The organism is Pseudomonas sp. NFACC43 (assembly GCF_900119645.1).
Taxonomy (GTDB): Bacteria; Pseudomonadota; Gammaproteobacteria; order Pseudomonadales; family Pseudomonadaceae; genus Aquipseudomonas.
Genome location: NZ_FPKK01000012.1, coordinates 11,657 through 25,116 on the forward strand (window position 1 = coordinate 11,657; position 13,460 = coordinate 25,116).

At 62.8% G+C, this 13,460-nt stretch carries 8 protein-coding genes; 5 read left to right on the plus strand and 3 right to left on the minus strand.

From position 1 onward, the window contains the following. Window positions 1-29 precede the first annotated feature (29 nt). From BT179_RS19550 to BT179_RS19565, 4 genes are all read left to right on the plus strand, one after another. Window positions 30-1,187: an FAD-dependent monooxygenase gene (locus BT179_RS19550; RefSeq protein ID WP_072396698.1), complete on the plus strand. Its 1,158-nt coding sequence runs from the start codon at window positions 30-32 to the stop codon at window positions 1,185-1,187. 537 nt (window positions 1,188-1,724) lie between these two features. Beyond that, on the plus strand, window positions 1,725-2,552 hold the full coding sequence (locus BT179_RS19555) for a helix-turn-helix transcriptional regulator (RefSeq protein ID WP_072431542.1): 828 nt from the start codon (window positions 1,725-1,727) through the stop codon (window positions 2,550-2,552). 87 nt (window positions 2,553-2,639) lie between these two features. After that, entirely contained in the window at window positions 2,640-4,064 is a 1,425-nt protein-coding gene (gene adeC, locus BT179_RS19560) for an AdeC/AdeK/OprM family multidrug efflux complex outer membrane factor (protein ID WP_072431535.1), read from the plus strand. Between the two features lie 6 nt (window positions 4,065-4,070). Continuing rightward, a complete protein-coding gene (locus BT179_RS19565) occupies window positions 4,071-4,277 on the plus strand; it encodes a YodC family protein (protein WP_072396694.1) in 207 nt (68 codons plus the stop codon). Window positions 4,278-4,311: 34 nt separating this feature from the next. On the opposite strand, the gene hemN is transcribed toward BT179_RS19565, so the two are convergent. From hemN to BT179_RS19580, 3 genes are all read right to left on the minus strand, one after another. Further along, the gene (gene hemN, locus BT179_RS19570; RefSeq protein ID WP_072431534.1) at window positions 4,312-5,700 is read right to left on the minus strand and encodes an oxygen-independent coproporphyrinogen III oxidase; all 1,389 of its coding nucleotides are present in this window, start codon (window positions 5,698-5,700) and stop codon (window positions 4,312-4,314) included. Further along, on the minus strand, window positions 5,697-7,019 hold the full coding sequence (locus BT179_RS19575; RefSeq protein WP_072431533.1) for an oxygen-independent coproporphyrinogen III oxidase: 1,323 nt from the start codon (window positions 7,017-7,019) through the stop codon (window positions 5,697-5,699). The genes hemN and BT179_RS19575 overlap by 4 nt, the downstream gene beginning before the upstream one ends. Window positions 7,020-7,112: 93 nt before the next feature. After that, window positions 7,113-7,556, minus strand: coding sequence for a CopD family copper resistance protein (locus BT179_RS19580; protein WP_072396688.1), 444 nt, complete (start codon window positions 7,554-7,556; stop codon window positions 7,113-7,115). Between the two features lie 278 nt (window positions 7,557-7,834). Between BT179_RS19580 and BT179_RS19585 the strand changes: the two genes are divergently transcribed. Further along, window positions 7,835-13,447, plus strand: a complete 5,613-nt coding sequence (locus BT179_RS19585) for a putative Ig domain-containing protein (RefSeq protein ID WP_072431532.1) — start codon at window positions 7,835-7,837, stop codon at window positions 13,445-13,447. Window positions 13,448-13,460 lie beyond the last annotated feature (13 nt).

Sequence of the window (13,460 nt, forward strand, 5' to 3'; positions counted from 1 at the left end):
CCTAAGCGGCTCGAGAAAGGTGAAACAGCATGACTGAACCCAGGAAAGCCATCGTGGCGGGCGCCGGCATCGGCGGGCTGACCGCCGCCATCGCCCTGCAGCGGGCCGGTTGGCAGGTCAAGGTCTTCGAAGCGGCCCAGACGCTGCGTACCGGTGGTACCGGCCTGTCCATCATGGCCAATGCCATGGCGGCGCTGCACGCCATCGATGCCCATGTCCCGGTGGAACAGGCGGGCCAGGCCATCAAACGGTTTTTCTTCAAGAAACAGACCGGCACGCCCATCACCAGCATGCCGATCCATGAGATCGGCGAACAGCTGGGCCACCCCAGCGTGAATATCCAGCGTCCCTTGCTGCTGCAGGCCTTGGCCCGCCAGCTTGCCCCCGACACCCTGACCACAGGGTTGCGCTGCGTGGGTTACGCCCATCGCCCGAATGGCGTGACGGTACGCTTCGAGGATGGCAGCAGCCAGGAGGCCGACCTGTTGATCGGCGCCGATGGCCTGAACTCGGTGGTGCGCCAGCAGATGCTGGGGAAAACACCGACACGAGCCTCGGGCTACATCGCCTGGCTGGCGGTGACGCCGTTCAGTCACCCGGTGATGAGCGAAGGGTATGTGGCGCATTACTGGGGTCGCGGCAAACGCTTCGGCTTGTGCGACGTGGGGGACGGCCAGGCTTACTGGTGGGGCACCTGCAACAGCGACAACGCGGCGGATGCCGCCTTGAACATCGACAAGCAGGAAGTGCTGGCGGCCTATGCCGGCTGGGCGCCGGAAGTCGTCGCGGCCATCGCGGCCACCCCCGAAAGTGCGCTGCTGAAAATGCATGCCCGGGATCGCCAGCCGGTGAAGCAGTTCTGCGACGGCCACGTCGTGTTGCTGGGCGATGCGGCGCATCCGATGTTGCCCAGCCTGGGCCAGGGCGCGGCGCAGGCGATCGAAGATGCCGTGGTGCTGGCCGACCGTCTGACGCAGACGCCGGACCTGCGTACCGCACTGGCCCAATACCAGGAATACCGGCTCCCACGGGCCAACGGAATCGTCAATGCCGCGCGCTTCATGAGTGGTATCGAGCAAGCCGAGTCAGCGCTCGCCTGCTGGTTCCGGGAATGGTATTTCCGCCTGGTCCCGCAAAGCAGCTGGCGCAAGAAGAACCTGGATATCCTGTCGTTCAAGGGCGGTTGACCGCAGGTTTGCACCTACGTCAATGACAAAAACGGACTCACCCATAGACAAAAAATGAAAAAAAATTCAAAAAATTGAATTGTCCTACATACTTGAACGCGCAATTCTGTGGCCATTGGGGGATAGCAAACGGCCTGCTGAGCCGCCAGAAAACAGACGGATTACTCGTAGGAGCCGCTAGCGAACTCCCTATTCGTTTGTTTTCAAAAGGGTATTTCCATCGCCGAAAAAGCAGCCATTCAGCAATGAGGATGTCGTTGACCGGAAGCGTTTTGCCAGCAAGCAGGGAAGGATCGGTTGGACAGTGCTACCCGGTTGCCCCCGGATTGTCCCTGTTTTCCCTTACAGACTTTTCCTACATGCGAATGCTTATATAGTCCTACCGGCTGAATCGTTTTTTATGTGAATGGATTCACAGGTGATATTTGATCCTCAGGTATTAATCCAGAAAGGCTTCAGCATTTTGGGAAGCGGTCGGATTTTCCTCCGTCAACGATCACTGAAATGCAGAGCAGTTTCGATATGCAGGATAAGCATATGAATCGACATGCGGTTTTTGGAGGTGCGCAAAACACGCACATCTACGCGGAGCTAGGAAGGCTGATTTCAAGTGTCGGACACGAGAGTTTCTTGACCAACATGCACCAGCTGATCGAACCCTCGGTGCCGATCGGTCGACTCGAACTGAGTGAGTGGACGGTGGACGACAACCAGACGACTGTCCTCGATGTGCAATTGCTGGGCGAGGCTGGCCAGCAGAAAAGCCCGGAGATGCAATCGGTCTGCCCTACCACGGCAATCCAGCGCAACGACCATCCCCTGGTGAAACGAGTACTGGAAGTCGATGACGCCCTGTTGATCCACCTGGGCGCCCGACTGAAGGACGAACGAGGCAATACCTGCCTGGGCACGTCCCACCAGTGCAGCCTGATTTCCCGCAAAGGCAACCGCCGCTGCGTGATCTCATTGCACCGCCCCCAGCTGCATCGCGACTTTTCCCTTCAGGAACTGTCGTTTTTGAAATACCTCTCCGAAACCCTGCTGCCCCTGGCCGAGCGCCATGCCCATCTGAACCGCCAGTCCAGTGTCAAGGCGCATGGCGGTGCATCGAGCCACGCGCTCAATGCGGCTGAGCAGACGCAGTTGCAGCGCGACTTCAACGAACGGTTGAGTCCCTGCGACGTCACCCTTTCGGTGCGGGAGAAAGAGGTGTGCCTGGGGCTGCTGGCCGGGGGTACCGTCCCGGAGATCGCGGAAAAGCTTCGGGTCAAGAACAGCTCCATCGAAACCTATCTCAAACGCGCCGCCGCCAAGCTTGGCGTCAGCGGACGCCATGGGCTGGCGAAGTGGATGATCGGATCATGACCGACCGGCGCGGGCAACCGCGCCCCCAACCGAACCCGCCTGCCCCCGCCTGTGGGCCCTGAGCAGGCATCTTGATGAGACAGGTCGATGCATAAACTCCTGAGCCCCCTGACGGCCGCGGCTTTGCTGCTTGGTGGCTGTTCGCTGATCCCGGACTACCAGCGCCCCGATGCCCCCGTCGCCGCGCAGTACTCGCAGACGTCGGCCTATGCCCCGGCCTTGCAAGGGCCCCTGGCCGCCGACCAGGGTTGGCGCGACCTGTTCCGCGACCCGACGCTGCAACAACTCATCGAGAAAGCCTTGCTCAACAACCGCGACTTGCGGGTGGCGGCATTGAATGTCGAGGCCTATCAGGCGCAGTACCGGATCCAGCGCGCGGATATGTTCCCGGCGGTCAGTGCCAACGGCTCGGGGTCGCGCCAGCGAGTGCCGGCCAGTATCACCCAGACCGGCGATTCGACGATCAGCAGCTCGTACTCCGCCACCCTGGGCATCAGTGCCTATGAGCTGGACCTGTTCGGACGCATACGCAGCCTCAGCGACCAGGCGTCCCTCATCTACCTGTCCAGCGAAGAAGCCCGTCGCAGCACCCAGTTGAGCCTGGTGGCCAGCGTGGCCAGCGCCTACCTGACCTGGCGGGCCGACCAGGAGCTGCTGAAACTGACCCAGGATACGCTCCAGTCCTTTGAACAAAGCCTGCGCCTGACCGAGCGCAGCAACCAGGTCGGCACCGCCTCGGCCCTGGACCTGAGCCAATCGCGCACCTCGGTGGAAAGCGCCAGGGCCAGCCTGGCGAAATTCCAGCGACAAGTGGCCCAGGACTTCAACAACCTCACCCTGCTGGTCGGCACGTCGGTAGACGATGAGCTGCCTGGCCTGGCGCTGGCGGACGATCTGCTGGCCGAAGTCCCGGCGGGCCTGCCCTCGGACCTGCTGCAACGGCGTCCGGATATTCTCGAGGCCGAATACCTGCTGCAGTCGGCCAATGCCAACATCGGCGCGGCCCGGGCCGCGTTCTTCCCCAGCATCAGCCTGACGGCCAATGCCGGCAGTTCCAGCAACGAGCTGTCGGGCCTGTTCAAGGGCGGCTCCGGCAGCTGGTTGTTCCAGCCACAGATCAACCTGCCGATTTTCAATGCCGGCAGCCTCAGGGCGAGCCTGGACTATTCGAAAATCCAGAAAGACATTCGCGTCTCGCAGTATGAAAAATCGATCCAGACCGCCTTCCAGGAAGTGTCCGATGGCCTGGCGGCACGCAAGACCTACAAGGATCAACTGATCGCCCAGAACGATCTGGTGCAGGCCAACCAGGACTACTACAGGCTCGCCGAGCGCCGCTATCGCATCGGCGTCGATAGCAGCCTGACGTTTCTCGATGCGCAACGCTCGCTGTTCAGTGCCCGCCAGACCCTCATCGTCGACCGCCTGGCGCAGCTGTTGGCCGAAGTCAATCTGTACAAGGCGCTGGGCGGGGGCTGGATCGAAAGCACAAACAAGATAACCGCGAGGTGACTGAAAATGGGGACGTTCGAGCCCGGGACACGGGTCCGTTTGCGCTCGGGAGGCAAGACGATGGTGGTCAAGCACGCCTCGTCGATCTCCCAACTGCCCGATACCCTGTTGCTGCTGTGCGAGTACCGGGCCAAGAAACGCCTGGTGCAGGGTTTCTATGCGATACGCGACCTGATCCCGGCCTCGACGGAGCCCGACGACGACAGGAGCTGACGGCTGGCAGCTTCCCCCACCCTCTGATGCCCCATCAGACCGTACGCGAATACTGGATCGTCGGGGCAGCCTCAAGGTAGGCATCGAAGGCCATCGCGACACTGCGCATCATCAGTTGTCCCTGGGGCAACAGCTCCAGTGCGTCAGGGCGAATCTGCAACAGCCCATCGCCCGCCTGTTCCTGGAGACGAGCCAGCGAGTCGGCGAAATATTCGTTGAAACGTATGCCATGGACCGCCTCCACCCGACCGAAGTCGACCCGGCCGTGGCACATCAGCTCGCTGATGACCTCGCGCCGCAGCCGGTCATCGTCACTCAGGCGATAGCCGCGCTGCACCGGCAGCAGGCCCTGGTCCAGGCGCGCGTAGTACTGGGAAAGCTCCTTGACGTTCTGGTTGTAGCTGTCGCCGACCTTGCCGATCGAGGACACCCCCAGGCCGATCAAATCGCAATCGGCATGGGTGGAATAGCCCTGGAAATTGCGCTGCAACGTGCCCTGGACGCGGGCGCGCACCAGTTCATCGTCCGGCAGGGCGAAATGGTCCATGCCGATGTAGACATATCCGGCCTCGGTCAGGCGGTTGATGGTCAGCTCCAGCAGTTCCAGCTTGCGCTCCGGCGGCGGCATGTCCTCGGGCCGGATCATCCGCTGCGCTCGCACCCGCTGGGGCAGATGCGCGTAGCTGTAGGCCGCGATCCGGTCGGGACGCAGCGCGATGATCTTGCTCAGGGTGACATCGAAACTGGCAATGGTCTGCAGCGGCAGGCCATAGATCAGATCGACACTGACCGACTTGAAACGCGCCAGGCGGGCCGCCGTGACCAGCTCCGCGACCTGTGCCTCGCTCTGCACCCGATTGACGGCCTGTTGCACCTGGGCATCGAAATCCTGGACACCGAAGCTCAGGCGGTTGAATCCCAGCTGGCGCAGGCCCCGGATCTGCGCGGCACCGATGGTGCGCGGGTCGACCTCGATGGAGAACTCATGTTCGTCGCTGTCGTCCATGTCGAACCACTGGTGCAGGCAGTCCATCAGCTCGGCCAGCTGCTCATGGGTCAGGTAGGTGGGGGTGCCGCCCCCCAGGTGCAACTGGGTCAGTTTGCGCGTGCGGTCGAACAGCGCCGCCTGCAAGGCAATTTCCCGCTTGAGGTACGTCAGGTATTCGGCCGCGCGATGGGTCTTGCGCGTGATGATCTTGTTGCACGCGCAGTAATAGCAAAGGCTCTGGCAGAACGGCACGTGGATGTACACCGACAATGGCTTGGGCGCCGGCGCCTGGTTACTGCGCTGCGCCGCCTGGCGGTATTCATCCATGGCAAACGCCTGGTGGAACTGCGGTGACGTGGGATAGGAGGTGTAGCGCGGTCCCGGACGATCGTATTTCTCGACCAGGGCCCGATTGAAACCGGAGGAAGGCGTCATGATGGATTCAACTTTTCAAAGGTCTGGTCAGGTATCGGCTCGAAGGGCGCGCTGCGCGCTGCGTCCGGGCGCGGATCGAACAGGTCGCAGATCGCGTCCACGTCTAGTCGCCCGGCCGGCAGGATGCCGATGAAGCGGCTCGACAAATCGATCGAGCCCTTGGCATGCAGGGCCTCCAGCTGCGGCCAGATCGAGGCGAAATGCTCGCGAAACACCAGCCCGAAGCGGGCTTCGATGGCGGGGATATCCAGCTCCAGGTCGCAGGACAGTTGTTCGGTCACGCTGGCCCGGACCAGGTCCCGGGCCTCGCAACGCCAACCCCGGTAGATGGGTAACTGTCCGGCATCCAGGGCCTGGCGGTAGTGCGACAGATCGTCGGTGTTCTGCACGTACAGGTGCTCGATCTGGGTGACGGCGGACAAGCCGAACCCCACATGATCGCAACAGCCATGCCGGGTGAACCCTTGGCAATTGCGGTGCAGGCGCCCATGTTCCTGGGCGACCGCCAGGTCGTCGTCGGTCCTGACGAACTGCCCCTGGCCAATGTAGTGATAACCCGCCGCGATCAGTTGCTCGCAGCAGATCCGGCCCATCGCATCCTTGTCGGCCTGGCTGCAAAAGGCCCCGGCGCCCGGGGCATGGGCCAGGCGGTAGCGCCAGGGGGCGCGGGCGTAATCGAACACATGCAGCCGGTCCGGCTCCAGCTCGATCAAAGTGGCCAGCTTCGCGGCGAAACTGTGGGGTGTCTGCCAGGCATGGCCGTAGCCCAGGTCAATGTTGACCGAGCGGAAACCGAAGGTGCGCGCCGCATCGATCAACGAATGGATCGGTGCCGGGTTCTGGTAGCAATCCACCGAGAGATCGGCATCGGGCCCCATATCGGGAACGCCGATGCTGACGTGGCTGAAGCCCTGGTCCCGGATCAGGCCCATGGTCGACCAATCGGTGTGATGCAGGTCCACCTCGATACTGTGGTCGCCGCTCTCACAGAAATCGAAGCGCTTGTGCAGTTCCTCCATCAGTCGTTGCAGATGGACGATCACCGGTGTGCCACCGGTCAGGTAGAACTGCTCGACTCGCCGCCCAGCCCCCAGATGGCAGCCCACCAGCCCCATTTCGTAGGTCAGGTGCTGCAGGTAGACGTCGATCTCGGCGCACCGGCAGACGCTGGCAAGGGGTGAACATGACGCCAGCCTCAGGCGCGAAGGCAGGTGCACCGACAACGACAGTGGGCGTCGCTTCTGGCGGCTGTTGCGCAAGCCCCGGAGCAGGTCGAGGGAACCGACGCCGCCGTGGAATTTATGGAACAGGTCGAACATGACGATCTCCGAGTGGCTGCCGGGCCATTGTCCGATGTGATCCGCCAGGCCACCTTGACCTGTATCAAGCGCCCGGAACACATGCCCCCATCGCTACCAGGTCACGTAGAACATGGCCTTGGCCAGCAGCACGATGGCCACCAGGTGCAGGAACACCCGGGTATGAATGATCCGTACGTAACGGGCATTCATCCGTCCACGCTTGAACAGCCACATGGCCCAGAGGAAATGCCCCAGCACGCTGGCGGCCAGCCCGATCTTGAGCCCCAGCAGCAAGCCGAACGGTGATTGCAGGGGCGACATCAGCGCCGGCCAGTAGCGCAGCCAGACCATGGCGGCGCCCGCACCGAACAGCGCCAGCAGCACCCAGGGCATCAATTGCCGGGCGCGCCGACTGATGCCCTGCTCCAGCAGCACCATGACCTTGCCGGGCAGTTGCCGGCGGATGCTTTCCAGGAACAGCACCTCGAAGAACACCGTGCCGATAAAGACCAGCGCGGCGAACAGGTGCAACGTCAGAAACAGCGGATAGCTCATGGGGCTACTTCATCACCGGGCGACCTTTGTTCGAGGCTACCGCGGGCGCTCGGCCCCGGGCTTGATGCCAATCAACAAAGGCAGCAATGGCCGCTCCAGGACGCCGCAGGCGTCAATGGACCGTTGTTTTCGTTTCGACCGTCGATCCGGTAGTCCGGCTTTTTGACACTTGCCCGATATGCGGTCACAACTTTCTCGCTCCACCGGGTCATAACTGCGTGGTTGCCGATGGAATATTGGCATTTACCGTGGTTCCAGCCCGATACGGAGATAAGCTCATGATTTTCAACGTACAAAATTTTGGCGCCAAAGGAGACGGTATTACCGATGACACCGCGGCCATCCAGGCTGCGATCGACGCGGCGGCCGCTGCGGGTGGGGGCCAGGTCTACATGCCGACCGGCACCTATATCGTTTCGGGTGGAGAGGAACCTTCAGACGGCTGCCTGATGCTCAAGAGCAACGTCTATCTGTACGGCGACGGCATGGGCGACACCACGGTCAAGCTGGCCGATGGCTCCGACACCAAGATCACCGGCATCATCCGCTCGGCCTATGGCGAGGAAACCCACGATTTCGGCGTCAGCAACCTCACCATCGACGGCAACCGCGACAGCACCACCGGCAAGGTCGACGGTTGGTTCAACGGCTATATCCCCGGCGAAGAAGGCTACGATTCCAACGTCACCCTCGACAGCGTCGAGATCAAGGATTGCTCCGGGTACGGCTTCGACCCCCACGAGCAGACCGTGAACATGGTCATCAAGAACAGCGTGTCCCACGGCAACGGCCTGGATGGCTTCGTGGCGGACTTCCTCAGTGACAGCACGTTCGAAAACAACGTCGCCTACAACAACGACCGCCACGGCTTCAACGTCGTCACCAGCACCCATGATTTCACCCTGACCAACAACATCGCCTACGACAACGGCGGCAATGGCATCGTGGTCCAGCGCGGCAGCGAGGACATCCCCTCCCCCAGCAACATCACCATCACCGGTGGCGAGGTCTATGGCAACGGCGCCGAAGGGGTGCTGATCAAGCTGTCCAGCGAAGTGACGGTCAGCGGCGTGGACATCCACGACAACGCCAGCGCCGGCATTCGCATCTACGGCAGCAACCACGTCGAGGTCATCGATAACACCCTCAACAACAACTCCCTGGGCGCACCGGTGCCGGAAATCATCATCCAGTCCTACGACGACACGCTGGGGGTCTCCGGGAAGTACTTCAACGGCAGCGACAACACGATCCAGGGCAACCTCATCACCGGCAGCGACCTGTCGACCTACGGCGTCGCCGAGCGCAACGAGGACGGCACCGACCGCAACGCCATCATCGCCAACACCATCAGCCACACCAGCAAGGGCGCCACGCTGGTCTATGGCGACGGCAGCTACGTCAGTGCTACGGTGCCCATGACCACGGTACAAGGCACTGCCGGCAACGACACCCTGCTGGGCAGCGCCGCCAGCGAGATTTTCTATGGCGGCGCGGGCAACGACACCATCAATGGCGCGGCCGGTGGCGACATTCTCGTCGGCGGCGCGGGCGTCGACAAGCTCACCGGCGGCACCGGGGCCGATACCTTCCGCTTCGGCAGCCAGTCCGACAGCTATCGCAACGCCACCACCAGCTTCGACGACACCATCACCGACTTCGACGTCACCCAGGACAAGATCGATCTCGCCGGCCTCGGTTTCACCGGCCTGGGCAACGGTCGTGGCGGCACCTTGCAAGTCAGCTACAACGCCAGCAGCGACCGCACCTACATCAAGGACTTCGACGCCGATGCCAGCGGCAATCGCTTCGAGCTGATCCTTTCGGGCAACCTGGCCAGCACCCTGACGGCGAGCAATTTCATCTTCAATCGCGTAATCACCGGTACCAGCGCCAGCGACTCGTTGCTGGGCAGCGATGCGGCCGACACCCTGCTGGGCCTGGCCGGCAACGACAGCCTCAGCGCCGGCGCGGGGGACGACAAGCTCGACGGCGGCGCCGGCATGGATACCCTCAGTGGCGGTACCGGGGCGGACACCTTCGTGTTCGCCAACCGCCTGGACAGCTACCGCAACTACAACACCGGCGGCGCCAACCTGGGAGACCTGATCACCGACTTCAACGTCAGTGCCGACAAGCTCGACCTCTCGGCCATGGGCTTCACCGGCCTGGGCGACGGCAAGAACAACACCGTCTATCTGGTGCTCAACAGCGCCGGCACCAAGACCTACGTCAAATCCCTGGAGGCCGACGCCAACGGCAACCGCTTCGAAGTGGCGCTGGAGGGTAACTACCTCAACACCTTGACCAGCGCCAATTTCGTCTTCGCCACGACCTCACCGACCAACCAGGCCCCTGTGCTGGCCACGCCCTTGCTGGACCAGAACGCCACCGAGAACACCCCGTTCAGCTACGTCGTACCGGCCACCAGCTTCACCGACCCGGACAACGACAGCCTCAGCTACACCGCCAGGCTCGCCAATGGCAACCCGCTGCCCGCCTGGCTGACCTTCGATGCCGCCACACGCACCTTCAACGGCACGCCTCCCGATACGGCATCGGGCACCTACTCGATCCAGGTCACCGCCACCGACGGCAGCAACGCCACGGTCAGTGACAGCTTCACCCTCGCCGTACAGGACGTGCCCACCGCCATTGTCATCAATGGCACGCCGAACAACGACACCCTGACTGGCACAGCGGCCAATGAACAGCTGTTCGGCGGCGCGGGCAACGACACCCTCAATGGCGGTGCCGGCAACGACATCCTGGTGGGCGGCACTGGCGTCGACAAACTCACCGGCGGCACAGGGGCCGATGTGTTCCGCTACACCTCGAAGCTCGACAGCTACCGCACCAGCTCCACCAGCGCCAGTGACCAGATCCTCGATTTCGACGTGGCCGCCGACAAGATCGATGTATCGGCCCTGGGCTATACCGGCCTGGGCAACGGGCTCAACGGCACCTTGCAGGTCACCTACAGTTCCTCCACCAACCGGACCTATCTCAAGGACCTGACGGTCGACGCCAACGGCAACCGGTTCGAGATCTCCATGGCGGGCAACCTCGCCAGCAGCCTGACGGCCAGTCACTTCGTCTTCGCCGACCAGACCACCCCCACCAACGTGGCGCCGGTGGTGGCCATCCCGCTCCTGGACCAGACGGCCAGTGAAAGCACGCCATTCACCTACACGGTGGCGAACAACAGCTTCACCGACGCCAACCAGGATGTGCTGACCTATACCGCCACCCTGGCCAACGGCAGCGCCCTGCCCGCCTGGCTGACATTCAATGCCACCAGCCTGACCTTCAGCGGTACGCCCACCAGTACCGCCGCGGGGACCTACGACGTACTGGTCAAGGCCACCGACCCGGCGGGCGCATCGGTCAGCGACAACTTCAGCCTGGCAGTGGCGGATGCCCCCGCCAACACCATCACCGGCACCAGCAATGGCGACAGCCTCAACGGTACGGCGGGCGCGGACCTGATCCTCGGCCTGGGCGGCGCCGACACGATCAAGGCCGGGACCGGTGCGGACATCATCGACGGTGGCGCCGGACGGGACTCGCTGTACGGTGGCGATGGGGTCGACACCTTCCGCTACAACAACCTGTCCGACAGTTATCGCGACTACGACACCGGCGGTGTCACGGCCACCGACACGATCTATGACTTCACCGTGGGCGTCGACAAGATCGACGTTTCGGGGCTGGGTTTGCTCGGCCTCGGCGATGGCAGCAACGGCACGCTGTACATGACCCTGAACGCGGCCGGCGACAAGACCTACATCAAGTCCGCCGAAGCCGACGCCGATGGCAATCGCTTCGAGATCGCCCTCAACGGCAACTACCTCAACACCCTCACCGCCAACGACTTCGTCTTCGGCGAGCGTGCCCAGCAGGACATCCTCTACCTGCCCACCCTTGGCCAATCCAATGCGCGCCTGCTGCGCATGACCGAGGACGACGACCAGTCCGGCACCTCGATGCTGGTCAATGACCTGAACCGCTACACCACCTACGACGTGCGCAGCCAGTTCACCGATGCCGATGGCAACGGCATCGACATCGCGGTCGGTGGCAGCACGGTCAACGGTCTGTCCACACTCAGCCCCGAGGAACTCCAGCTGTGCTGGTGGCTGACAGACACCAACCAACCCGGGCCGGCACTGTTGCGAGCGGTGACGTTGCTGCGCGACCAGCGCACCGAACTGCAGGCGATCGACAACGTCACCATGGGCATCATCTGGGGCCAGGGCGAGGAAGCCGCCCAGGAGATCGCCCGTTCCACCGACAAGGCCGCGGCGGCTGCGGCGTACAAGGCCGCGACCTTGAAAGTCTTCGATTACCTGCACGCCCAGTTCGGCAATTTCAATGTGTACCTGATGGAGACCGGCCACTACGAGCAGGACGCGGCCCGGGCCCGCGGCTATTCGCAAGAGAAGATCGCTTCCATCGTCGAAGGCGTCGGTTATGTCCGCGCCGCCCAGGAAGCCATCGCCGCCGAACGTGCCGACGTCAAGCTGGCGGTGGACTACAACGATCTGCCCCTGCGCTATGAAGTCGATCCACTGGTGTACCCGGACGATGTCTGGCACCTGCACGAGGAATCGGCGGAGATCGTCGGCCAGCGCCTGGCGGATTACATTGCCAATGACCTGGGCTTCCAGGGCAACCCCAACGACAACAACAGCGTGCAGGACATTTTCGACGGTGCCCAGAACGAAGGCGGGATGATCTCCGGCACTGACCAGGACGACACCCTGGTGGGCAGCTCGGGCAATGACACCCTCGATGGCGACCTGGGCGCCGACACCCTGACCGGGGGCGATGGCAACGACATCTATGTGGTCGACAATGCCCTCGACAGCGTGGTGGAAACCAACACCTCGACCGCGCAGATCGATACAGTGCAGGCCTCGGTCAGTTGGACCCTGGGAGCCAATCTCGAGAACCTGGTGCTCACCGGTGTGTCGCAGATCGACGGTACCGGCAATGAACGCCGCAACTTCATCACCGGCAATGCCGCCAACAACGTGCTGGACGGCGCCGCCGGGGCCGACAGCATGAGCGGTGGCGACGGCAACGACGGTTACTTTGTCGACAACGTCGACGACAGCGTGATCGAGACCAACGGCAATGCGCTGACAGGCGGGATCGACAGCGTGCACAGCAGCCTGGCGACCTATACCTTGGGCAACAACGTCGAGAACCTGTATGTCGATGGCACCGGCGCCGCCAACGGCACCGGTAATGCCCTGGACAATACGCTGTTCGCTGGCGCCGGCAACAACGTCCTGGATGGACGCGACGGCAATGACACGGCCAGTTTTGAACGCACCTTGTCCGGCGTAACCGTCAACCTCTCGACGTCTGCGCAACAGAACACCGTGGGCTCGGGGCTCGATACCTTGAAATTCATCGAGAACCTGAAAGGAAGCGCCTACGCCGACACGCTGTCGGGAAACAGTGCGGCGAACATCCTGGATGGAGGGGCCGGCAACGATACGCTGGTGGGCGGTTCGGGCGATGACCGGCTGATCGGCGGCGCGGGCACCGACAACCTAACCGGTGGCACGGGCGCCGACACCTACGCGTTTGGTGCGCTGTCGGACATGGGCGTCGGGGCTCTGCGCGATGTGATCAGCGGCTTCAAGAGCGCGGAGTTCGACAAGTTGGACCTCACCGGCCTGGACGCCAATCCGTTGACCGCCACGGTCGATGCCTTCACCTTCATCGGCAGCAATGCCTTCGATGCCAGCAACGCCACCGGCCAATTGCGCTTCGCCGATGGCATTCTCTACGGCAGTGTCGACGCCGACGCCACCGCCGAGTTCGAGTTCGAACTGGTGGGGGTCAAGGAGCTGCATGCCAGCGACTTCACCGCCTGAATCAAGCCCCCAG